The following is a 22,003-nucleotide window of genomic DNA, read 5'->3' as shown; positions in this document are numbered from 1 at the left end:
TCCATGGAGCGAATCCCCATATTGCAAATGGGCGAGTTCCTGCTGGTGACCATCCAGGTCGATATGCATGACCAACTGGCGCTGCGCCTGCAGGACGATCTGACCGATCGCATCGAGCACACCTCGGCCCGTGGCGTGCTGATCGACATCTCGGCACTGGACATGGTCGACTCGTTCATCGGCCGCATGATTGCCACTATCTCGGGGCTGTCGCGCATCATGGATGCCGAGACCGTGCTGGTCGGCATGCAGCCGGCGGTGGCGATCACCCTGGTGGAGCTAGGGCTGACCCTGCCGGGTGTCAGCACCGCGCTCAATGTCGATCGCGGCATGCACCTGTTGCGTAAGCGGGTAGGCCACTCATGAGCACCCGCGAGCGTGGCAGCCAGCCGGTACGTATCGAGCAGGACGTGGTACTGGCCCGCCAATTGACGCGCAAGATCGCCAGCGATTGCGGCATGCGCCTGGTCGACTTGACCAAACTGGTCACCGCCGTCAGTGAACTGGCCCGTAACACCGTGGTGTACGGCGGGGGCGGCGACATGGACTGGGAGGTCATCGAAGAGGCCGGCCGTGTCGGCGTACGCCTTGTGTTCCGTGACGAAGGGCCGGGTATTGCCGACATCAAACTGGCCCTGACCGATGGCTGGACCTCCGGCGGCGGCCTGGGCCTTGGCCTGACCGGCGCACGACGCCTGGTCGACGAATTCGAGCTGGACACCGCGCCCGGGCAAGGTACCCGGGTAATGATCACCCGATGGATATGAGCCTGAGCGCAGGCCTGACCCAGGTGCTGCGCCTCGACGATGCCAGCCAGGTCGGTCACGCCCGACGCGTGGTGCAGAAACTTGCCGAACAACAGGGCTTCGATGCCGCCGATGCAGGCCGGGCAGCCCTCGTCGCCACCGAACTTGCCAGCAATGTGCTCAAGCACGCCGCACGCGGCGAACTGCACCTGCGCGTGCTTGCCCATGGCGACCAGCCTGGCATCGAGTTGCTGGCGGTGGACCGCGGCCATGGCTTCGACCTGGCCAACTGCCTGGTCGATGGCTATTCCACCGGGGGCACCCAAGGGATCGGCCTGGGCGCTGTGAGCCGCCTGGCACAGGTATTCGATGTGCACACCGACGCACAAGGCGCGGTGGTACTGGCGCGGGTCTATAAACAAGACGGCACGCCCAAGGACATTCGCCTGGGCGTCAGCCAGCATTCATTGCATGACGACCCAGCCTGTGGCGATACATGGCACGTGACCCTCGGCGAGCAGCGTGTGAGTGCCTTGTTGATCGACGGCCTGGGCCATGGCGAAGAAGCGGAACGCGCCGCCAAGGCGGGCGCGCAGGCTTTTGCCCAAAGCCCCTTCAGCGCGCCCCAGCAGCTGCTGGGCGAGCTGCACCAGGCCATGGCCGGCACGCGCGGCGGGGCCGTCGCGATTGCCCAGTACGAGGGCGCGCGTGACAGTGTCGCGTTCATCGGTATCGGCAACATCGGCGCCACCCTGGTCGGCGGCGAACGCCCGCGGGGCCTGGCCTCGCACCCCGGCATCGTCGGCGGGCAATACCGCAAAGGGCAAGTGTTCGACTACGCTCACGTGAAGGGAAACCTGTTGATCATGTTCAGTGACGGCCTGCAGTCCCGTTGGAACCTTCAAGCCTACCCGGGCCTCGTGCTCCGCCACCCGGCTGTGATCGCGGCGGTATTGCATCGCGACTTCTGCCGTGGGCGGGACGATGTGACCGTGCTGGTCCTCGATTTGGAGACGGTGCATGCCTGACGACAACCAGGCCGAGCAGGCTGCCTGCGTGGCACACCTGCAGGCCGAAAACCAAGCCCTGCGCGCAGAGCTGGAAGAAACCAACCAGGGTGTGCTGGCGCTTTACGCCGAACTCGATACCCAGGCCGAACAGTTGCGCCAGGCCTCGGACCTGAAAAGCCGCTTCCTTTCCTACATGAGCCACGAGTTCCGCACACCCCTGGGCTCGATCCTGAGCATCACCAGCCTGCTGGCCGACGAAGTGGATGGGCCGCTGAGCAAGGAGCAGCAATTGCAGGTGGCGTTCGTCAGCAACGCCACGCGCGAACTCAGCGACATGGTCGACGACTTGCTCGACCTGGCCAAGATCGAAGCCGGTCGCATCACCATTTCGCCGGCCTGGTTCGACATGCTCGACCTGTTCGCTGCCTTGCGCGGGATGTTCCGCCCGATCGTCGACATGGGCTCGGTAGACCTCATCTTCGAAGAGCCACACGGGCTGCCGAAGATGTATACCGATGACAAGAAGCTGGCGCAGATCCTGCGCAACTTCATCTCCAACGCGCTGAAGTTCACCACCCGTGGCGAAGTGCGGGTGTCGGCGCACTTGCAGGGCAACGACCAGATTCGTTTTGCTGTGACCGACACGGGCATCGGCATCGCACCTGAGCTGCTGGGCGGGCTGTTCGAAGACTTCGCCCAAATCGACTCGCCGCTGCAGAAACGCCTGCGCGGCACCGGCCTCGGCTTGTCACTGTGCAAGCGCTTCGCGGCCTTGCTGGGCGGTGAAGTAGGGGTGGACAGTGTGCCGGGCGAAGGGTCGTCGTTCTTTGTCGTCATCCCGCTGGCGCTGGCCCAGGAGAGCGTTGATGAACCCTGACATTCGCCTGCTGATTGTCGACGACAACGTCGCCACGCGTTATGCGCTGCGTCGCCGCCTGGCCCTGCATGGCTACCAGGTGCTGGAGGCGGGCACCGGTGGCGAGGGGCTGGCCATGATCGGCAGCGAGCAGATAGACGGGCTGATCCTCGACGTCAACCTGCCGGACATGAGCGGTTTCGATATCGTCCGGTTGCTGCGCGCGGACCCTGAGACTGCATTGTTGCCGGTGATTCACGTGTCTGCGGCGTCGATCCAGACCGGCGACATCATTACCGGGCTCGATGCCGGTGCCGACGCTTACCTGGTGCATCCAGTGGACCCGGATGTGCTGGTGGCGACCCTGCGGACCCTGATGCGGGTGCGCGATACCGAGCGGGCGCTGCGCGCAAGCGAGGCCAACTTTCGGGAAATCTTCACCAATGTCTCGGCACCCATCGCCGTGCTCGATGCCGAGCTGAAGGTGCATGAGTGCAACCATGCATTCGCCCAGCTGACCCAAGACAACCGTAACCCCAAGGCGCTGCAGGAGTGCTTTGTCGACGGTCAGCAAACCGCCATCGCCGCCTTGCGCCAGCACCTGGCCGCTGGCCAGCGCTGGCGTGGCACCCTGGGCATGAGCGTGCACGGCCAGCCACGGGACACCGAGTGGCAGCTTTCGCCCTACCGAGCGCCAGGGTTCTGCCTGGTGTTCGTCGAGGACGTCACCGAACACCGCCACCGCGAACGCTCGCACCTGGCACGTCTGGATGACGCCAACACCCAGCTGGCGCGAGAAATGGCCCAGCGGGCGCAGACCGAGGCGCAACTGCTGCAGTTACAAAAGATGGACGCCTTGGGCAGCCTGACAGGGGGCATCGCCCACGATTTCAACAACCTGCTGACCGGCATCATCACCAGCCTGGAGCTGATCCGCAAACGGGTGGCGCAGAACCGTCTGGAAAAGATCCCGAGTTACGCGGACGCCGCGCTCAGTTCAGCCATGAGCGCCGCTTCGCTGACCCACCGGCTGCTGGCATTTGCCCGTCAGCAGCCATTGGACACCCGCCCGGTGGACATCAACGAGCGCGTGCGCTCGCTTGAAGAGCTGATCACCCGCACCATCGGCGAACGGATCGTGCTGGTACTGGAGCTATCCAGCGAGCCGACCATCGCCCTGGTCGACCCGATCCAGCTGGAGAGTGCGGTGCTCAACCTGGTGATCAACGCCCGCGATGCCCTGGCCAAGGGCGGGCATATCTGGGTCAACACCGCGGCGAGCTGGTCGCATGGCAACCCTTACCTGCAGGACGGCCCCTATGTGGCGGTGAGCGTGCGCGATGATGGCGGCGGCATCGAACCGGAGGTGCTGGAGCGGGTGTTCGACCCGTTCTTCACCACCAAGCCGGTAGGCCAAGGGACCGGGCTTGGGCTATCGACCATCTATGGCTTCGCCCGCCAGTCGGGTGGGCATGTGTCGATCTGCAGCGTGCCAGGGCAGGGGACCGAGGTGACGTTGATGTTGCCGGCCAGCAGCCACCAGGTCACCTGTGAGGCACAGGTGCCACAATTGGACCAGCGCGGCGCTGGCGAGCATGTGCTGGTGGTCGAAGACATGGCCTCTGTGCGCCTGTCGGTGGCAGAAGTGCTGGCCGACGCGGGTTATCGTTGCACCCTGGCCGAAACCATCGAGCAAGCGCTGGACCACCTGCGCGAAGACGCCGACATCGAGTTGTTGCTGACCGATGTCGGGCTGCCGGGCATGAGTGGGCGCGAACTTGCCGACATGGCGCGTACTTACCGCCCTGGGCTGCCGGTCTTGTTCATGACCGGTTACGCCGAGACGGCGCTGGATCGGCAGGCATTTCTGGAAACGGGGATGGACCTCTTGATCAAACCCTTCCAGATCGGTGATCTGCTCGACAAGGTGCGACTTAGCCTTGGCTAGCACAACTCGATGTGCGGTCATGACATGAGGGGGATTTTAAAGTTGGCATGAAAATCTCATGCCTAACCGTTATGCGACCCATCCTGTCGACCTGTACACAACTTCCCACGCCAAAAAGAGCATAAGGGGGCTTCATGAGTTGTCTGATTTGCGCTGGACATGCTGATTCCGTCGAATGCCCGCTCGGGTGGGAAGAGCGACGCTGCTCGCAATGCGGGTGTTACAGAATGTCTCAATCACTCATTCTAGTGATGATGGAGGAGGGGCAGATTTTCGATACCGAGCGCATGCGGGCGTGGCTTGCCGCCCGGCGAGAGGAGGTATCCATACCCTCTATCGAACACCATCAGGCCATCTTGGTGAGTTGAACAGATGACCTGCCATGTGTTCGGCGCGCATGAGCGGCGGGGTTAGACTGATTTCGTTGTTGCATCAGGGCAATGCGCGGTGTAAACCACAGTGCTGACGCACTGGCGAAAGCGCTTCAGCGTGCATCTTTATCTCGTTTCTGGAAATAGTCCCCATGCAGCATCAATCTCCCGACGAAACCATTCGCGCCGCGTTGCAGAAGTCGCATGCCAGGCTCCGGCGGCAGCATGAACTGGTCGTCGAGTACGGCGTCATGTCACTGAAGTCGTCTAACCTGGATGCGCTGCTGACGCTGGCGTGCGATGTCGTGGCCAAGGGCATGGAGACGCCATTCGCCAAGGTGCTCACGCCGGTGGCGGACAGCGACGAGTTTTTGCTGTCCCATGGCGTGGGTTGGGACGAGGCCGACATCGGGCATGCCACGGTGGGCGGGGACATTGCCAGCCCCGCAGGCTATGCCATTTCCACCTACCGGCCAGTGCTGTCGAACCACCTGGGGCAGGAGCAACGCTTCAGAACCCCTTCATTGCTTAAAAAGTACGGCATCGAGCGTGCGATCAACGTACCCATTCGCGGGCCATCCGCCCCGTTCGGCGTGCTCGAAGCCGACAGCAGCAATGGCGAAGACTTCATCGAAAGCGACCTGGTGTTCCTGGAGGGCATCTCCAACGTCATCTCCATGGCGGTCGAGCGAATTTCTGCAAGCTCGGAGATGCATTCGTCCGACCCTTATTCGGAGAGCGTGCTCAACGCCAGCCCCGATTGCGTGAAGATCCTGTCCGCGAGCGGCGACATAGAATTCATGAACGATGCCGGCATGTGCCTGATGCACATTGGCGACCTGGCCCAGGTTCGCGGTGTGGCGTGGTCGCAGCTCTGGCCTGACGAATCCCGAAACCTGGTGCTGGAAGCGATCAGTAAAGTCACAGGCGGCGAGTCGACCCGGTTCGAGGCTTTTTGCCCAACCCAGCAACAGGAGCCTAAGTGGTGGGACGTGACGGTTGCGCCCATTTTTGGCGAGCAAGGGGACTTTCAAAAGATGATCGCTGTTTCCCGCGACATCACCGAGCGACGTCATCATGAAGCCCAGTTGCTGTCGTTGATCGACGCGCAGAACATCAAACTGAGCAAAAGCGACCTGTACCTGGAAGAAATCCATCACCGGGTCAAAAACAGCCTGCACCTGGTCAATACGTTGCTGTTGCTGCAGGCAAACATGGCCCAGGATGAAGCGGTAAAGCTGCAGCTTGAGACGGCGGCGACTCGGGTATTGACCATCGCCAGCGTGCATGAGCGGCTTTATCAGAACGCTGAGGCCCAAGCCGTGCGGGCCTGTGATTACCTTGCGGCGTTATTGGGTGATCTGGGCAAAGCCTTGGCCGAACGCAGAATCTTGCTCAACGCGGACACGTTCATCCTACCCGCCGAACGGATGGCGCCACTGGGTTTGGTGATTTCCGAACTCATCACCAACGCCTTGAAGTATGGCAAAGGCACGGTGGAGGTCAGCGTGAGTGGCCAAGGGGATCATGCGCTGATCACCGTCACCGACGAGGGCGATGGTTTTCCGGAGTCCTACCCAAAACCAACGGGTACCGGCCTGGGTATGCGCTTGGTTAAAAGCTATTCGGGTTATGGCAACCAGGCGATTACGGTTGACCGTGCGCAAGCAAAAAGCACGATCCATGTGCGTTTCAAACTTTAGCCCCAGGGCAGTAGTACAACCCCGGGGCCAAAGGCATCAGCGGTCTTCATCCCGTTGCTGATCATCCCCTTGGTCGGCCTGGCCACCCATGCGGCCCTTGTCGGCGGGGTCTTGGCGGTTGGCTTGGTCAGTGCCGGGCTGCCCACCTTGGCGCCCCGTGTCAGTTGAGCGGTCCCAGTCCTTGTTCATCTTGTCTTCAGGTTTCTGTCCTGGTTGCTGGCCGCCTTTCTGTTTGTCGGGCATGTCGCCCCCGGCACCCTGGCCGCCTTTCTGACCGGCATCGCCGGCACCGGTATTGGCGTTGCCGCCTTGGTTTGCACCCCAGTCTTGATTGTTCGCCATGACTGCATACCTCTGTTCACACACAGGAAGGTCTGTGTTCAGTTGTGACTTCGGGGCAATCTTGGGCGGTGCATTTATTGTTGGGGATTCTGACAAAACGCCTGAACAACCGCCGGCCCGGTATTTATGGCTCCAATAATCCTGAGCTTTTTGGGTTTAACCACTTTCTTTGCATGAGCCAGCTTGAGTCTTTCCCATATGCAGACTAATACTAAAGAACTGCCGGAGAGGGCTGATTATGCACATGCGCTTCGTTGTGGTTCCCGCGGTACCTCGCCATAAAGAGATCTTCCCTCGGCGCATTGGTTTTCCCAGTGCCTTGGGGGAGGGCTATGACCTTTACGATACACAAGAGAAAGTGCGCCTCAGCCTGAGCTTTTCGACGCGCGCCGAAGCCGAGTTCGAATGTGCGGCGCGTAATAGCTGCCAAGATCCCCAGCAAGCAAATTTCGCCTGAGCAAGGTGCTTGAGCAGATTGCCGACCCGTTGTCTACGCTATCTGCCAGGTAAGCGCCAATTCGGGGGGCACGCATGGCCCAGGCGGATGATGTGATCATTTGCGAGTACTGCGACGCCGTGTACCGGCGCACGCCATTGCACCGTCATCAAAGTGCCTGCTGCCAGCGCTGCGGCGGCGTGCTTTATCGCCACAACCCACTGAATGTGCAGCAGCGTCTGGCGTTGTGCATCACCGGTGGGGTACTGCTGGTCTTCGCCAACGCCTACCCGGTGATGACCATCAGCATGAGCGGCTTGAGCAATTCGGCGACCTTGTGGGATTCGGTGCAGATCCTCAGCCAAGGCAGCATCACCTTCATCGCCCTGGTACTGGCGCTGGCGATCATCTTTGCCCCGGTGTTGCAGATTGCCCTTTTGTGCTGGGTGTTAGGGTTTGCCCTGGGCAGGCGCCGCGCGCCGGGGTTTGCCGCCTGCATGCGGGCGCTGGAGGGGTTGCGGCCCTGGAGCATGCTGGAGGTGTGCTTGCTGGGCGCCATGGTGGCGGTGATCAAGCTGGCGGGGCTACTCGAGGTGATCCCGGGGATTGGGCTGATCGCGCTGGCGGCGTTGAGCGTGTTGATGATCTTCATTGCCGGCCGCGATATTCGCGACTTGTGGGTGCAGGTATGAGCGCCCCGGCGCTGGCCGACCAACTGCACCTGTGCCTGTGCCACGGCTGCGGCCAGGCCTGCGACCTGCGCCTAGGCCTGCACCAGTGCGACCGCTGTGGCGCGCCGCTGCACCGGCGCAAGGCCAACCCGATCGCCCGGGGCTGGGCATTTCTGTTTGCCGCGCTGATCTTCTACGTGCCGGCCAATGCGCTGCCGGTGATGCGCACCGAGATGCTCGGCCAGGGCAGCGACAGCACCATCGTTGGCGGGGTGCTGGAGTTCTGGGAGGCGGGCGCCTGGGACATCGCACTGATCATCTTCATCGCCAGTATCGGTGTGCCGGGCATCAAGTTCGTGTCCCTTGGCCTGCTGCTGTTCACTGCCCAGCGCCGCAGCCAGTGGGCGCGCCGCCAGCGTTCGCAACTGTTTCGCTTTGTCGAGCTGATCGGCTACTGGTCGATGCTCGACGTCATGGTGGTGGCGTTGGTGGCCGCGCTGGTGCAACTGCGCGGGCTGGGCACCATCGAGCCGCGGCCTGGCATCCTGTTCTTCGGCCTGGTGGTGGTACTGACCATGCTCTCGGCCATGAGCTTCGACCCACGCCTGATCTGGGACGACCATCCACACGACGGGGAGCACCACGATGGCGCTGGAGACTGAGAACCCTGCTGGGCCCGGCCAGGCGCAGGTACGCACACGCCGCTTCAGTGTCTCGCTGGTGTGGATCGTGCCGATTTTGGCACTGCTGGTGGGCGCCTCGCTGGTGGTGCGCAATTGGATGGAACAGGGGCCAGTGATCTCGATTTCCTTTCGCAGCGGCGAGGGGCTGGTGGCGCACAAGACCCAGGTGCGCTACCGCAGCGTGGTGATTGGTGAAGTCACCTCGGTGGAGCTGGCGGCGGACCACAAGAGCGTGGTGGCCAAGGTCGAGCTGTCGAAAGAGGCGGAGTCGTTTGCCACCGAAAGCGCACGCTACTGGGTGGTGCGCCCGCGCATTGGCGCCGGTGGCATATCCGGGGTCGACACCTTGCTGTCGGGCAGTTTCATCGGCGCCGATGCCGGCGAGTCGAAAAAGCCCGCGAAGACCTTCGTCGGCCTGGAATCACCGCCGGCCATAACCTATGGCGAGAAGGGCAAGCGCTTCGTGCTCAGCGCCAATGACCTCGGCTCGCTGGATATCGGCTCATCGATCTATTTTCGCCGGATCCCGGTGGGCGAGGTGGTGTCTTACGCGCTGCAGCCCGATGGCAGGGGCGTGGACATCGACGTTTTCGTGCAGGCCCCCTACGACGCCTTCGTCACCCTCGATACGCGGTTCTGGAACGCCAGCGGCATCGACATGCAGATTGGCGCCAACGGGCTGAAGGTCGAGACGCAGTCGTTGTCGTCGATCCTTATGGGCGGCTTGGCCTTCGGCACGCCCGAATATGCCGTTGCAGCCGAGCCCGCCGCCGACCAGCAGGCGTTCGAGCTGTTCGCCGACCGCGATGCGGCCCTCGCACCGCCAACGGGCAGCCCGCAGTACTTGCGCCTGCGCTTCGACCAGTCGATGCGCGGGCTGACGGTGGGCGCGCCGGTGGAGTTCAAAGGGGTTGAATTTGGCAGGGTGACGTCGATTACGCTGGATTACGACCCGAAGAAGCAGATATTCCCTGTGGTGGTCGATGCGGCGATCTACCCGAAACGCCTGGGGCCGGTGCACCAGAAAATGCTCAAGGTGTTCAAGCACACCGAAGGCGACGCCGCCGGTGCCCGGCAACTGATCGGCACGTTCGTCGAGCACGGCCTGCGTGCCCAGGCGCGCAGTGGCAACCTGATCACCGGGCAGATGTACATCTCGCTGGACTTCTACCCCGAGGCGCCGAAGGTCGCCTTCGACATGAGCGCCGACCCGATCGTCATCCCCACCGTGCCCGGCAGCCTGGAAAAACTCCAGGAGCAGTTGCAGGGTGTGGTCGAGCGCATCGGCAAGCTGCCGCTCGAAAGCATTGCCGGAAATCTGGACGGCACGCTGCGCGAACTGCGCAGCGCGGCCAAGCGCGTCGATGGGCAAACCCTGCCTGGGCTGACGACCACACTGGATGAACTGCAGAAAACCCTGCGCACGGCCAATTCAGCGATCTCCGAGAACTCGCCGCAGCGGGAGAAACTCGGTGACACGCTGCAGGAGCTGGAGCGTATGTCCCGTTCGCTGAGGGACCTGGCGGATTACCTCGGCCGTCATCCCGAATCGCTCATTCGCGGCCGGCCAAAAGCGGCAGGCGCGGACGACGTGCAACCCTGACCACGCCCAAGGAGTGAGAGCCGATGCGCACGTTGCCTACCCTGTTGCTGGCCACGCTGGTGGTGCTGACCGCGGGCTGTCGCAGCGCGCCCAACAACTACCACACGTTGGTCGCTGCGCAGCCCAGCCACGCGGCGGGCGAGAAGATCCTGGTCGAGCGGGTCAGCATGCCGCCGCAGGTGGACCGCCCGCAGTTGGTGATCCGCCAGGGCACGAGCAGCTTGGTAATCCTGGAAACCGAGTGGTGGGGCGCCAACCTGGTCGATGAGTTCCGCAGCGCCTTGCAGGACCAGCTAGGCGGGCCGGTCGGCGGCACGCCCAGCACACTGCTGCGGGTGGATGTGCAGCGCTTCGACTCAGTCCCTGGCCAGTACGCACTGCTGGAGGCGGTGTGGCGCTTGAAGCGCCCCGGGCAGGACGAGATCACCTGCCGCACCTCCGTGCAGACCCCCGCGCAAAACAGCGTCGGCAGCCTGGTCGGCGCCCAGCAGGCCAACCTGCAGAAGCTCGCCAGCGCCGTGCGTGCCAGCGCGTCGGGTTGCCCTAGGTCTTAGGCTTTGTTGCGCAATTTCTAAACATTGACGCACGTGGGCTTGCCCCGCGAACACCGGCGAAGCCGGTGCCATGCACCGCGTAGCCCCATTCGCGGGGCAAGCCCGCTCCCACAAAACGTTTCGTACAGAGCCTGTTAGGCGGCGCTCAGCGCAGCCGCAACACGCTATCCAGTGACAGCGCGCCAGCGCCCTTGGCCACCAGCAACAGCAGCAGGCCCGCCCAGGACAGGTGCGTAGGCCAGGCGTCCGGGTAGACGAACACCTCGATCACTGTGGTCATGCCCAGCAGGGCCAGCGCCGAAAGCCGCGTAAACAGGCCAAGCACCAGCAGCAGCGGGAACAGGTGCTCGGCATAGGTCGCCAAGTGGGCCGCGAGCCAGGGTGAGACCAGTGGCAGCGCATACTCGCTCTGGAACAACTCATAGGTACTGGGCGTGATGCTCAGAAGGCCCTCCACCTTGGTCCGGCCAGACATGAAGAACACCGAGGCGATACCCAGGCGTGCGACCAGGCACAGCACGGTGTCGTTGAGCAGCAATTGCAGGCGTTCGGCCAAGCCGTTCCAGCGTTGGCGCAGGCTGATTGCCGGGGCAGTGGGGCGCAGGGTGTCCATGGCCATTCCTTCATGCGAATGAGAGTGGGCGAAAGACCCGGGCTTGCATCAGGCGGCCGAGCAGGTCGCTGAAGTCCAGGTCGGGTTGGCGTTGCTGGGCGCATTGCGAAGCGGTTTCCAGCGTATGGCCTGCCGCGCAGGCATCGAGAAAGGCGCAACCACCGGCTTCCAGCGGCTGATAGCTGACGCCGTCGAGGCCGCCGCTGAGCAGCACGCCTTCGGCCACCCACGGTTGCGCGCCCGACCACGGCAGGCCTTCACGGCTGCAGCGCCACAGGCTGAGCACCGGGTGCGGATCGAACCACTGCCAGCGCACGCTCTGGCGGGGGGCCAGGTAGCTGTGCATCAAGTCGCTGGCGGTCATGCCAGCCAAGTCGGTGAGCGCCAGGCAAGGGTCTTCGGTAGCACTGAACGCTTCACACCAGTACAAGTCCAGGCGTGCCACATCGGCCAGGTAGGGCAGCCCATGGCTGGCCTGCAACTGTTCCAGAAACGCCGCAAAGCCCGCACCGTAGTGGATCAGCCGGGCATCGTCCGGGGGGGACTGCTGGGCGTAGGCGGTCGCGGCCTCCTGCATCCAATCGGCGCCGACCAAGGTCTCGACGCTGGGGAAGTTGGCCCGCAGCGCGTCGACGCAACCGGCCAGCACGGTATTGCGGTAGACCGCGAACGCCGCTTGCCCGGTCAGGCTTTGCAGCGCCGGGGCAGGGCGCTGGTAGAGCGCGTCGATGAAGGCGTCCTGGAACTGGCCGAGGGGCAGGTTCATGGCAAGTCTCCCGCAGACGTGAGGGTGGTTTGGGCGATGGCGCGTTCGGCAAGCAAGTCGTCGAACGCCGGCAGGTTGCCGTCACGCTCGATCAGCGTCGGGCGTGGGCCGATTCGTGCGATCAAGCGGCGGAACAGCGCCCATACAGGTTCGGCAATCGCGGCATCGTGGGAGTCGATCAGCAGCGCGCCCTGCGCGTCGTGGGTGTGCCCGGCCAGGTGCACTTCGCTGATGGCCTGGGCAGGGAAGCGGTCGAGATAGGCTGCGGCGTCGAAACCCAGGTTGTGGGCACTGACATGCACGTTGTTGACGTCCAGCAGCAGGGTGCACCCAGTGCGGCGCACCAGATCGTCGAGAAAATCGATCTCGTCCCACTCATGCCCTTGCACCTGCAGGTAGTGGCTGGGGTTTTCCAGGGCGATTGACCGCCCCAGTGCATCCTGAGTGCGCAGGATATTGTCGCTGATGCGCGTTAGCGCTTCGCTGCTGCGGGGAAACGGCAGCAGGTCGGGGTGGTATTGGCCGCGCCAGGTCGACCAGGCCAGGTGCTCGGACACCAGCGCCGGCTTTACCTGGTCGATCAGCGTGCGCAAGCGGCGCAGGTGGGTGGCGTCCGGCTCGGCGTCCGCTGCCAGTGACAGCGCCACGCCATGCAGCGACAGCGGATGGCGCTCGGCCATGCGCTGCAGCCAGGCCAGGCGCGGGCCGCCGACCATGTAGTTTTCCGGATGGACCTCGTACCACAGGCCTTCGGCGTTGCACGCCAGGGCCTGGGCATAGTGTTCGGCCTTGAGCCCTAGCCCAGCGCCCAGGGGTAAGTTCCGGTTCATGGTCGGCGGCCTCTGCTCAGGACTTGATCGGGGTCAGCGACCCCATGCCGTTGGGGGTCTTGATCGACGTGCAGGTACCGGCTGGGACGTTCTTCCAGTGCATGCCGTCGTAGTCCTTTTTCGCGCTGCCGGCGCAGGTGGTGCCAGCGCCGGCCTTGCAATCGTTTTTGCCGGCCATGGCGACGCCGTAGCATTTTTCCATGGCGGTACCCGTGCCGGCGGTGGTGCCGGCGAAGGCGACACTGGCCATTGAAGCGAGGGCCAGGGCGGCGGTGGCGAGGGCGAGGGCGAGGGTTTTCATGAGGGTGTCTCCAGAGGATGGGGCCAGGGTGTTGTACCGAAGGCTCATTGAGTAGTTCGCGGCGATCGCTGCCCGGGTTACAGGCCGACGAAAATTTTTTTCCACTGGCTGTGGCTCATCTAAGGTTCGATAAAAGAAACCTTCCGACGGTGTAACCCTGGCGTCCAATGCAACGAACTAACCCACAGGACCTCCTCGCCGCTCGCGAGACGCAGTTGCAGGGTTTGCTGCTGCGCGGGCTGGCGGGTGATGCGCAGGCCTACCGCGAATTTCTCGCGGCACTGGCGCTGCACGTACGGGGTTTTCTCAAGCGGCGCCTGCAACAGCGCCCTGCCGAGGTCGAAGACCTGTTGCAGGAGGTGTTGCTGGCCGTGCATAACGCGCGGCAAACCTATCAGCCGCAACAGCCGCTGACGGCCTGGGTGCAGGCGATTGCCCGCTACAAACTGGCGGATTACCTGCGCCGCTACGCGCATCACGATGCGCTGCACGACCTGCTGGACGACGACAGTGACCTGTTCGCCGCCAGCGACGAAGCGCCAGCCCAGGCCAGCCGAGACCTGGGTAAACTGCTGGGGCAGTTGCCGGAGCGCCAGCGCTTGCCGATCGTCCACGTCAAGCTCGAGGGCCTGTCGGTGGAGGAGACCGCGCGTATCACCGGGCTCTCCAGTTCGGCGGTCAAGGTAGGCATACACCGTGGGCTCAAGGCCTTGGCCAGGCTGATTCGAGGCAGTGAAGACGATGAAAACCGATGAACTGATTACCCTGCTGGCCGCTGGCGAAGGGCCGGTGGACCGCCATGCCCTGGCGCGGCGCCTGGCCCAGGCGTTGCTCGCGGGCCTGCTCGCCGCAGTACTGATGACAGTGGCCCTCTATGGCGTGCGCAGCGACCTTGCCGACGTGGCGCGCACGCCGTTGTTCTGGGCCAAGCTGGCCTTGCCTGGCAGCCTCGCGCTGCTTGCGCTATGGCTCACGCAACGTTTGGCCCGGCCGGGTGTGAAGGGTGGGCTGGCCTGGGGGCTGCTGGGGCTGCCGTTGCTGCTGGTCTGGGTGGGTGCGGCGATCAGCTTGTCGGGCGCCCCGGTCGAGGCCCGTGCTGAGTTGATCTTCGGCCGTACCTGGCGCACCTGCGCGTTGAATATCTCGCTGTTGAGCGTGCCGGTGTTCATCGCCGTGTTCTGGGCAGTGCGCGGCCTGGCCCCAATACGGTTGCGCCAGGCTGGTGGCGCCGCTGGGCTACTCGCTGGTTCGACTGCGACCTTGGCGTATTGCCTGCACTGCCCGGAAATGCAGGTGCCGTTCTGGGGGACCTGGTACCTGTTGGGCATGCTGGTCCCCACGTTGGTGGGGGCGTTGGCAGGGCCCCGGATGTTGCGCTGGTGAGAGGCAGCGAAAACGCTAAAAACCGCGCGAATGTGTTAACCAATCGGCTGTTCTTCGCGAAAACGATAACGGTCAGAACAATCGAAGAGACTATGTGATCCCCTGTTAGTCGCGCGTCATCTGCACGGAATGTACAGGCGTTGATGACCTGTCACTCAAATCAGAATGTAATCGCTACGTTGCACAATGCCGTCATGCTCACCCTCAACCAGGTGCACATAGCGCCCTTCCAGCAGATCAATCGGTAAGCAATCGTCGACATCGAGCACCGCGTCGGTATGGGGTTTCAACCAACCTGCCGCCATACGCTGCTTACCCAGTTGCTTGGCGGCGGCTTTGTCAGTAGCAGCCACTAGCAGGTAACGGTGAGCTTCACCAAACACCTGCCGCTCGTAACCCCCCAGGTTCAGGAAGAACAGGCGCATGGCCCCTGGCGGTGGTGCTGCCTGGCTGAATTCGATGCGATAACCCTCCACCCCGTGCACTTCCAGCCAGGAGTCGATGTGCAACCCTTTGGGGCTGCCGAACCAGGCGTTGCGCAAGAGGGGGTAGGTTTGCTCCAGCGAGTCGGCCTGGGCAAATACCACATCGTGAACTTCGATGCTGGCGCGGGGGTGGCGTCCGCCGAGCATGACGACGTAGAGCATGGATGATCCTGCAATTTCGAAAGGGGTCATGCGGATGATGACACACTGGGTGCCTGGCTGTTCATCAGGCGTACACCCTTGGTGTTGCCTCTTGGCCTAAGCCGGTCTCGGGCCTTAATCATCGCGCCACGCGCGCAGGCCCAAAGCAGTCTGCAACCCCCTCCAAGGCAGTGTACCGAGCGGTGAGCCTGCTTCTGATAATCGCCTCCAACACCGAGCCCACGTTTTTGGAGCGCGTCATGCACAACAACAATAAGAAACTATCGCCTCGTATCCTGACGGCTGTCATCGCCAGCCTTTCGACCCTGGGCCTGAGCGGCGTCGCCGAGGCCGAGATCATGCTGTACGACAAGGACCAGACCACGTTTTCCACCGACGGCTACATCAATGCCTTTTACGTCAACAGTGATGTCGACCGGGCGGGCGACCAGTTTGACCGCCGCCAGTCACGGGTGAAAATGGGGTTTTTGCCCAACTACCTGGGCTTCAACATGGGTAAACAAGTTGATGACCTGAAGCTCGGGGCGCGTGCCTCGTTCTGGGTGACCATCAACGACAGCGAAACCAACGGCACCGACACCGCCATCGACGTGCGTCAGTTCTACGGCACCGTGGCCAACCCCGAGTGGGGCGAGGTGCTGATCGGCAAGGACTTCGGGCTGTTTGCGCGTTCCAACATTCTGCTGGACGAGCTGCTTGCTGGTTACGGGCAGGTCAGTGACAGCCTGGGGCTGGTGGACGGCGGCGGGGTATCGTTCGGCAACATCGGCAGCGGTTACCCGTACCCGTTCCCTACCTCGCAGATCACCTACCGCACACCGGTGATGGAGGGCCTGCGGGTGGCGGTGGGCATCATGGACCCGGTGGACACCAACGACAGTAGCCCGACCGGCAAGGCTTATCAGGAAAACCCCCGCACCGAGAGCGAGATCACCTATCAGTTCGACCTGGCCGGCGCCAAGATCTATAGCTGGATCAATGGCAGCTACCAGACCTCGGACAACACCGACTCGACGGTCAAGTCGATCACCTCCAAAGGTGTCGGCTATGGCGTGCAGGCGAAGATGGGCGGGCTGTCGCTCACCGGCTCCGGCTTCCAGGCCAAGGGTATCAACCCGTTCTTCACCAACAACGCCGGCGAGCCGACCCTGCGCAATGTCGACAGCGACGGCTACCTGCTGCAAGGGTCGTACAAAGTTGGCAAAAACCGCCTGGCGTTGTCCTACGGCAAGACCAAGGACGATGGCAACGGGGTGGTGGGCAGTGGCGCGGATTACGAGACGCGGGGTGTGGCGCTGTTTCATGACGTCAATGACAACCTCACGTTGGTGGCCGAGTACAACCAGTTTTCCATTGATGGGCATGACACCAGCGATCAGAACGAAGACACCGATACCCTTGCATTGGGGGCGGTGCTGACCTGGTAGCGTTTTGGCGTGCGAGGTGTTCGCCTCGGCATTTTCTGCGCCCATGAGATCGAGCGCCGCCCGCGCGGCGCTCGATCTGCGCCCCACCACAACCCCCAAGGCAGGCCCCTACAACCAACCCATACTCCCATGGAACCGCCTACCCGCTACCCAAGTAGCATTCGCCCCCCTGGACGTCCTCCGTACACTCAACCTTCAGCCAACCCGCGCCGGAGACCACGATGCAGCAGGCCCAGAACGACGGTGTGGTCAGCGCCATGTCCCAGGCAACCGATGCGCGGCTTGCAGCCCAGGACCTGGCGCGGCAGCTGCTGCACCCGCACCTGGGGTTCGTGCTGTTCTTCTGTTCTGCTGAATATGACCTGCAGGAACTGGGCGAGGCCTTGGAACAGGGTTTCGGCGGCATTCGCCTGGTGGGCTGCACCAGTGCCGGCGAAATCACCCCGCTAGGCTACGGCCGTAATTGCGTGACGGCGCTGGGGTTCGATCATCGGCAGTTTTCCATCGCCACCGAACTGATCGATGAAATGGAACGCTTCAGCCTGATCGACGCCCAGCAGATGGTCGAACGGCTGGTCGGCACGTGCCGCAGCAATACCCTCGCGCCGATCAAAGGCCACAGCTTTGCTTTGACCCTGCTCGACGGCTTGTCCAGCCGCGAGGAGATGTTCCTTGGCGCCCTGAGCGCGGCATTGGGGGACATCCCGCATTTCGGCGGGTCGGCCGGCGACGACAACTACCTGACCCGTACCCACGTGTACTTCGGCGGGGCGTTCCACAGCGGCGCAGCGGTAGTGGTGCTGGTCAATACCTGGCTCGACTTTGAAGTGTTCACCACGCACCACATCCTGCCGCGCGATGAAAAGCTGGTGGTGACCGGCGCCGACAGCGCTCAGCGGCGGGTCTTCGAACTCAATGCCGAACCCGCTGCCGAGGAATACGCCCGGCACATCGGCGTGCCGGTGGCCGAGCTCGATCACCGGGTATTCGCTGCCCACCCGTTGGCGGTGCGGATTCACGATCAGTATTACGTCCGGGCAATCCAGCAGGTGCACCCGGACCTGAGCCTGAGTTTTTACTGTGCGGTGGAAAACGGCATCGTGCTCACGGCCATGACACCGGGCCCGCTGTTGCCAAAGCTGCACACCCTGTTCGACGGGCTGCACCAGCGCCTGGGCCCCTTGCTGCTGACCATTGGCTGCGACTGTTTCCTGCGGCGCCTGGAACTGGAAGCGCACGACGGCCTGGAGCAGGTCGGCGCGTTCTTGCGCGAGCAGCGGGTGATGGGCTTCAACACCTATGGAGAACAGTTCAATGGCATGCATATCAACCAGACCTTCACCGGGGTCGCCATTGCCCGCAACCGGCCACCCGTCAGCCGCTGAACTGCAGGCCGAGGTCGTTCGGCTGCAGCACGAGAACCGCAAGCTGCAGCGCATCAACACTGCGCTGATCGAACGCGTCGAGTCGGGCGTGACCCGCGGCAACGACCCCTACGCGGCATTTCAGCACTCGGTGGTGCTGGCTGAGCAGGTCCGCGAACGCACCGACGCCCTTAACCAGGCCATGGCCGAGCTCAAGGCCGGTAACCACCTGCTCAGTGAAGCGCGGCTGCGGGCCGAGACCGCCCACCAACACTTGATCGACGCCATTGAAAGCATCTCCGACGCCTTCGTGCTGTTCGACCAGAACCAGCGCATCGTACTGTGCAACAGCCGTTTCAAGGCGTTCTGGGCCAACAGCCGGGTGCGGATCATCGCCGGCATGCGCTTGGCCGAGGTCAAGCAACTGATGACCGCCAGCGGGGTGTTCACCGAAGAGCCCCGCGGGCCGGCCGATGAGCACCTGCTGTACCGCCTGCAGAACGGGCGCTGGCTGCAAGTCAGCGAACGGCCCACTTGCGAAGGCGGGCGGGTGTTCCTGTTCACCGACATCACCGAGGTCAAGCTCAGCGAGACCTTGCGCCGCGAGCAAGCGGTGGCGCAGAAATCGCAACTGATTCGCCTGATCACCGACCATGTTCCAGCGCTGATCGCCTACCTGAATGCTGACCTGGTCTACGAATTCACCAACAAGGTGTACGAGGAGTGGTACTGCTGGCCCCGCGGCGTGATGTTGGGCCAAAGCCTGCGCGAGGCCCACAGCGAGTCGCATTACCAACGCCTGGAGGCCTACGTGGCGCGCGCGTTGGCGGGGGAGAGCGTGACCTTCGAGTTTGCCGAAAACAACATCAACGGCCAGGAGCGCTACATGCTGCGCTCCTACGTCCCCAACCGCCTGGCCAATGGCGAAGTGGTGGGGATTTTTGTGTTGATCCGCGACATTACCGAGCGGCGCAAGAGCGCCGAGGCGCTGCACCAGGCTTACCAGAACCTTGAGCAACGGGTGCGCGAGCGCACTGCCGAGCTGACCAGCCTCAACGACCAGTTGCTGCGCGAGATCGATGAGCGCAGCCGGGCCGAATCACGGTTGCGCGAGGCCAAGCGCGAGGCCGAGCAGGCCAACCTGTCGAAAACCAAATTTCTCGCTGCGGTCAGCCATGACCTGCTGCAACCCCTGAACGCGGCGCGGCTGTTCACCAGCGCGTTGCTCGAACGCCGCGAGCCGCACCAGAGCGTTCAACTGGTGCGCAACGTCAGTAATTCCCTGGAGGATGTGGAAAACCTATTAGGCACCCTGGTGGATATTTCCAAGCTTGACGCCGGGGTGATCAAGGCCGATATCGCCCCCTTCGCCCTTAGCGAACTGATGGACAATTTGGCTGCCGAATACGCCCAGGTGGCGCGCAGCGAAGGGCTGGAACTGCACTTCGTGGGCTGTTCGGCCTTGGTGCACAGTGACATCCAGCTATTGGCGCGGATCCTGCGCAACCTGCTCAGCAATGCCATCCGCTACACCCGCAGCGGCCGCGTGGTGCTGGGCTGTCGGCGCCAGCGCCGGGGCCTGTGGATCGAAGTCTGGGACAGCGGGATCGGCATCGCCGAAGAGCGCCTGGACGAAATGTTCCAGGAGTTCAAACGGGGCGATGTACAGCGCCCGGACCAAGACCGTGGCTTGGGCCTGGGCCTGGCGATCGTCGAAAAGATCGCGGGCATCCTCGGCCATCGGATTCGGGTGCGTTCCTGGCTCGGCAAAGGCTCGGTGTTCGCCGTCGAAGTGCCGCTGAGCGCAACCGCGCCCAAGGCCCCGCCGAGCCTGGCCATCAGCGAGCCCATGCTCGAACGCCTGCGCGGTGCGCGGGTGTGGGTGCTGGATAACGATGCGGCGATTTGCGCCGGCATGCGCACCCTGCTGGAAGGGTGGGGTTGCCGGGTGGTCACTGCGCTGTCGGAGGAAGACCTGGCGCGGCAGGTGGACAACTACCACGCCGAAGCCGACCTGTTGATCGCCGACTACCACCTGGACAACGACTGCAATGGTGTCGATGCCGTGGCCAGGATCAGTGCCCGCCGCGCCGTGCCGATTCCGGCATTGATGATTACCGCCAACTACAGCAACGAACTCAAGCAACAGATCCGCGAGCGGGGCCACACCCTGATGCACAAGCCGGTGCGGCCAATGAAACTCAAGGCTGCGATGAGCCATTTGCTGGCCAACAGCCCCGTTCAGCCACTTTAACGGCGCAGGTAGTCGCCGAAGTCGATATCGCCAGCACTGAGGATGGCCTGCACCCGGTTGTGCACGTTGAGTTTGCGCAAGATCGCCGAAACGTGGGCCTTGACCGTGGTTTCAGCGATGTCCAGGGTGTAGGCGATCTGCTTGTTCGACTCGCCTTTGGTCATGCGCTCGAGCACCAGCAACTGCTTGCGGGTCAGGGCCTGGAGCATTTCGGGTGGGAAGCTTGGGGTATCGCTCTGGCGCCGGCTGGTGCTGCTTTTGTTGGCGCGAATGATGTCGGGTGGCAGGTAGACATTGCCGGTGAGGATCTGCTCGATTGCTTCGATCATCTGCGAACGTGGCGAGGACTTGGTGATGAACCCCACGGCGCCATAGGTGATGGCCTGCAGCACGATTTGTTTTTCCTGCTCGGCCGAGACGATCACCACCGGTGTGGTCGGGGCCTCGTTGCGCAGGGTGATCAGGCCATTGAGGCCGTGCATGCCGGGCATGTTCAGGTCGAGCAGGATCAGGTCGAGGTCGTCATGCTCCAGGGTCAGCGCCAGGGCGCTGTCCAGGTCGGCAGTCTCCATGACTTCGCTGCCTGGGAAGCCATCGCTGATGACGTTGTGGATGGCTTCGCGAAACAGTGGGTGATCGTCGGCAATCAGAATTTTGTACATGGCCTTTTCACCTCGTTTTTATTGGATGGGGCGCGCACGCGTTTACCGGTGGTGAGTTCAGGGAAAGGGCTCTGGCTGGGCCGGCTGCAGTGGCAGGTTGGCAGCTTCCCAGGCGTCCAGGCCGTCGCGGTACCAATACAGCGTCTTATAGCCCAGGGATGCTGCGCGTTTTACCGCGTTCCAGCTTAACCAGCAATCGGAGCGGCAGTAAAAGACCAGCGGTTGCTCCAGGCGGCCGGCGGTGGCTTTTTGCAGGTGGTGCACGAAGTAGTCTTGCCAGGCCGGGCTCAGCTCGCCGTCGCCGGTGTTGGCCAACCAGTGGCTGCCGGGGAGGTTGGCGTGGGCTTCGTCTTCGATGAAGCGGCCTTGCAGCCATTGCCGGCGGTACACATCGACCAGCACCGGCTTGGGGTGCTGGCCCAGCAGGCTTTGCAAGGTGGCGGTGTCGATGACCTGGGCGCCCTCGACCTGGTGCGGTGTCGGGCTGCGGTAGAGGGTGGTGCGATACCCCTCGGCAGAAAACAGCGGCGTGGTGTCGGCCTGGGCGACGCCCAGCAGCAGACTTAGCGAAAGGGCTGCCAGCAAAGCACGTGGCAGCCTGGGCAGGGCACGAGGCATGGGGTTTATCCTTTTTGTTATAGGCCCATTACATGCCAGCGGCGGTGCTTTGTGAATGCGACGATAGACAGTAAAGCCAGTACTAAAGTAGTAGGGCCTAACCCGCTGCTGACGCACGCCACTGTAGGAGCAGCCTTGTGCTGCGAAGAGGTCGGCAACAGCAGCGAAGATTCTCTGTGTTGTCACTGGCCTCTTCGCAGCACAAGGCTGCTCCA

General features: G+C 63.1%; 24 protein-coding genes. 16 read left to right on the top strand and 8 right to left on the bottom strand.

All coding sequences use genetic code 11. The features are described from left to right. The first annotated feature begins 3 nt into the window (after positions 1 to 3). The 6 genes from GIB19_RS21130 to GIB19_RS21105 all read left to right on the top strand — a co-directional run bounded on the left by GIB19_RS21130 (position 4) and on the right by GIB19_RS21105 (position 6,634). The gene (locus GIB19_RS21130; protein ID WP_027596405.1) at positions 4 to 366 is read left to right on the top strand and encodes an STAS domain-containing protein; all 363 of its coding nucleotides are present in this window, start codon (positions 4 to 6) and stop codon (positions 364 to 366) included. Then, the gene (locus GIB19_RS21125) at positions 363 to 767 is read left to right on the top strand and encodes an anti-sigma regulatory factor (protein WP_099429624.1); all 405 of its coding nucleotides are present in this window, start codon (positions 363 to 365) and stop codon (positions 765 to 767) included. The genes GIB19_RS21130 and GIB19_RS21125 overlap by 4 nt, the downstream gene beginning before the upstream one ends. Next, entirely contained in the window at positions 758 to 1,774 is a 1,017-nt protein-coding gene (locus tag GIB19_RS21120) for an ATP-binding protein (RefSeq protein WP_274887867.1), read from the top strand. Before GIB19_RS21125 ends, GIB19_RS21120 begins: the two co-directional genes overlap by 10 nt. Then, a complete protein-coding gene (locus GIB19_RS21115; protein ID WP_265968291.1) occupies positions 1,767 to 2,633 on the top strand; it encodes a sensor histidine kinase in 867 nt (288 codons plus the stop codon). Before GIB19_RS21120 ends, GIB19_RS21115 begins: the two co-directional genes overlap by 8 nt. Next, on the top strand, positions 2,623 to 4,560 hold the full coding sequence (locus GIB19_RS21110; protein ID WP_274887866.1) for a response regulator: 1,938 nt from the start codon (positions 2,623 to 2,625) through the stop codon (positions 4,558 to 4,560). Before GIB19_RS21115 ends, GIB19_RS21110 begins: the two co-directional genes overlap by 11 nt. 523 nt (positions 4,561 to 5,083) lie before the next feature. Next, positions 5,084 to 6,634: a sensor histidine kinase gene (locus GIB19_RS21105; protein WP_274887865.1), complete on the top strand. Its 1,551-nt coding sequence runs from the start codon at positions 5,084 to 5,086 to the stop codon at positions 6,632 to 6,634. Positions 6,635 to 6,670: 36 nt separating this feature from the next. On the opposite strand, the gene GIB19_RS21100 is transcribed toward GIB19_RS21105, so the two are convergent. After that, complete coding sequence (locus GIB19_RS21100; protein WP_265968296.1) at positions 6,671 to 6,976, bottom strand: hypothetical protein; 306 nt, start codon at positions 6,974 to 6,976, stop codon at positions 6,671 to 6,673. Between the two features lie 232 nt (positions 6,977 to 7,208). On the opposite strand from GIB19_RS21100, the gene GIB19_RS21095 reads away from it, so the two are divergent. The 5 genes from GIB19_RS21095 to GIB19_RS21075 all read left to right on the top strand — a co-directional run bounded on the left by GIB19_RS21095 (position 7,209) and on the right by GIB19_RS21075 (position 10,923). Then, positions 7,209 to 7,433, top strand: coding sequence for a hypothetical protein (locus GIB19_RS21095; RefSeq protein ID WP_027596412.1), 225 nt, complete (start codon positions 7,209 to 7,211; stop codon positions 7,431 to 7,433). Between the two features lie 74 nt (positions 7,434 to 7,507). Continuing rightward, positions 7,508 to 8,104 carry a paraquat-inducible protein A gene (locus GIB19_RS21090; protein WP_099429621.1) on the top strand — a complete coding sequence of 199 codons (597 nt, stop codon included), beginning with the start codon at positions 7,508 to 7,510 and terminating at the stop codon, positions 8,102 to 8,104. Next, entirely contained in the window at positions 8,101 to 8,745 is a 645-nt protein-coding gene (locus GIB19_RS21085; protein ID WP_274887864.1) for a paraquat-inducible protein A, read from the top strand. Before GIB19_RS21090 ends, GIB19_RS21085 begins: the two co-directional genes overlap by 4 nt. Then, on the top strand, positions 8,729 to 10,369 hold the full coding sequence (locus tag GIB19_RS21080) for a PqiB family protein (protein WP_027596415.1): 1,641 nt from the start codon (positions 8,729 to 8,731) through the stop codon (positions 10,367 to 10,369). Before GIB19_RS21085 ends, GIB19_RS21080 begins: the two co-directional genes overlap by 17 nt. A 23-nt stretch (positions 10,370 to 10,392) precedes the next feature. Next, positions 10,393 to 10,923 carry a PqiC family protein gene (locus GIB19_RS21075; protein ID WP_274887863.1) on the top strand — a complete coding sequence of 177 codons (531 nt, stop codon included), beginning with the start codon at positions 10,393 to 10,395 and terminating at the stop codon, positions 10,921 to 10,923. Positions 10,924 to 11,068: 145 nt separating this feature from the next. Here GIB19_RS21075 and GIB19_RS21070 read toward each other — a convergent pair whose 3' ends face one another. From GIB19_RS21070 to GIB19_RS21055, 4 genes are read right to left on the bottom strand one after another with little or no spacing between them, the layout of a single operon-like run. Further along, on the bottom strand, positions 11,069 to 11,536 hold the full coding sequence (locus tag GIB19_RS21070; RefSeq protein WP_274887862.1) for a DoxX family protein: 468 nt from the start codon (positions 11,534 to 11,536) through the stop codon (positions 11,069 to 11,071). A 10-nt stretch (positions 11,537 to 11,546) separates the two neighbouring features. Further along, positions 11,547 to 12,302 (bottom strand): HvfC/BufC N-terminal domain-containing protein, encoded by a 756-nt coding sequence (locus GIB19_RS21065; RefSeq protein WP_274887861.1) that lies wholly within the window; start codon positions 12,300 to 12,302, stop codon positions 11,547 to 11,549. Beyond that, the gene (gene bufB, locus GIB19_RS21060) at positions 12,299 to 13,132 is read right to left on the bottom strand and encodes an MNIO family bufferin maturase (RefSeq protein WP_274887860.1); all 834 of its coding nucleotides are present in this window, start codon (positions 13,130 to 13,132) and stop codon (positions 12,299 to 12,301) included. The genes GIB19_RS21065 and bufB overlap by 4 nt, the downstream gene beginning before the upstream one ends. A gap of 16 nt (positions 13,133 to 13,148) precedes the next feature. Further along, on the bottom strand, positions 13,149 to 13,433 hold the full coding sequence (locus GIB19_RS21055; RefSeq protein WP_274887859.1) for a BufA1 family periplasmic bufferin-type metallophore: 285 nt from the start codon (positions 13,431 to 13,433) through the stop codon (positions 13,149 to 13,151). Between the two features lie 167 nt (positions 13,434 to 13,600). Between GIB19_RS21055 and GIB19_RS21050 the strand changes: the two genes are divergently transcribed. Further along, a complete protein-coding gene (locus tag GIB19_RS21050; protein WP_027596421.1) occupies positions 13,601 to 14,188 on the top strand; it encodes a sigma-70 family RNA polymerase sigma factor in 588 nt (195 codons plus the stop codon). Beyond that, entirely contained in the window at positions 14,175 to 14,816 is a 642-nt protein-coding gene (locus GIB19_RS21045) for a DUF1109 domain-containing protein (RefSeq protein ID WP_274887858.1), read from the top strand. The genes GIB19_RS21050 and GIB19_RS21045 overlap by 14 nt, the downstream gene beginning before the upstream one ends. A gap of 155 nt (positions 14,817 to 14,971) precedes the next feature. Here the strand turns inward: GIB19_RS21045 and GIB19_RS21040 are convergent, their stop codons facing one another. Continuing rightward, positions 14,972 to 15,463 (bottom strand): DUF1543 domain-containing protein, encoded by a 492-nt coding sequence (locus GIB19_RS21040; protein ID WP_099429615.1) that lies wholly within the window; start codon positions 15,461 to 15,463, stop codon positions 14,972 to 14,974. 239 nt (positions 15,464 to 15,702) lie between these two features. On the opposite strand from GIB19_RS21040, the gene GIB19_RS21035 reads away from it, so the two are divergent. The 3 genes from GIB19_RS21035 (at position 15,703) to GIB19_RS21025 (ending at position 20,508) form a co-directional block, all read left to right on the top strand. Beyond that, positions 15,703 to 16,890 (top strand): porin, encoded by a 1,188-nt coding sequence (locus tag GIB19_RS21035; protein ID WP_027596431.1) that lies wholly within the window; start codon positions 15,703 to 15,705, stop codon positions 16,888 to 16,890. Positions 16,891 to 17,111: 221 nt separating this feature from the next. Continuing rightward, complete coding sequence (gene nosP / locus GIB19_RS21030; RefSeq protein WP_027596432.1) at positions 17,112 to 18,275, top strand: nitric oxide-sensing protein NosP; 1,164 nt, start codon at positions 17,112 to 17,114, stop codon at positions 18,273 to 18,275. Further along, positions 18,205 to 20,508, top strand: coding sequence for a hybrid sensor histidine kinase/response regulator (locus tag GIB19_RS21025; protein WP_274887857.1), 2,304 nt, complete (start codon positions 18,205 to 18,207; stop codon positions 20,506 to 20,508). Before nosP ends, GIB19_RS21025 begins: the two co-directional genes overlap by 71 nt. Here GIB19_RS21025 and GIB19_RS21020 read toward each other — a convergent pair. After that, positions 20,505 to 21,170, bottom strand: a complete 666-nt coding sequence (locus tag GIB19_RS21020) for a response regulator (RefSeq protein ID WP_027596434.1) — start codon at positions 21,168 to 21,170, stop codon at positions 20,505 to 20,507. The genes GIB19_RS21025 and GIB19_RS21020 overlap by 4 nt on opposite strands. A gap of 57 nt (positions 21,171 to 21,227) precedes the next feature. Next, positions 21,228 to 21,788, bottom strand: a complete 561-nt coding sequence (locus tag GIB19_RS21015; protein WP_099429612.1) for a PQQ-dependent catabolism-associated CXXCW motif protein — start codon at positions 21,786 to 21,788, stop codon at positions 21,228 to 21,230. Between the last annotated feature and the right edge of the window lie 215 nt (positions 21,789 to 22,003).

The organism is Pseudomonas sp. ITEM 17296 (assembly GCF_028895205.1).
Classification (GTDB): Bacteria; Pseudomonadota; Gammaproteobacteria; order Pseudomonadales; family Pseudomonadaceae; genus Aquipseudomonas; species Aquipseudomonas kermanshahensis.
Note: the sequence above shows the minus strand (reverse complement) of the source record. Positions and strands in the feature narration are given on the sequence as shown.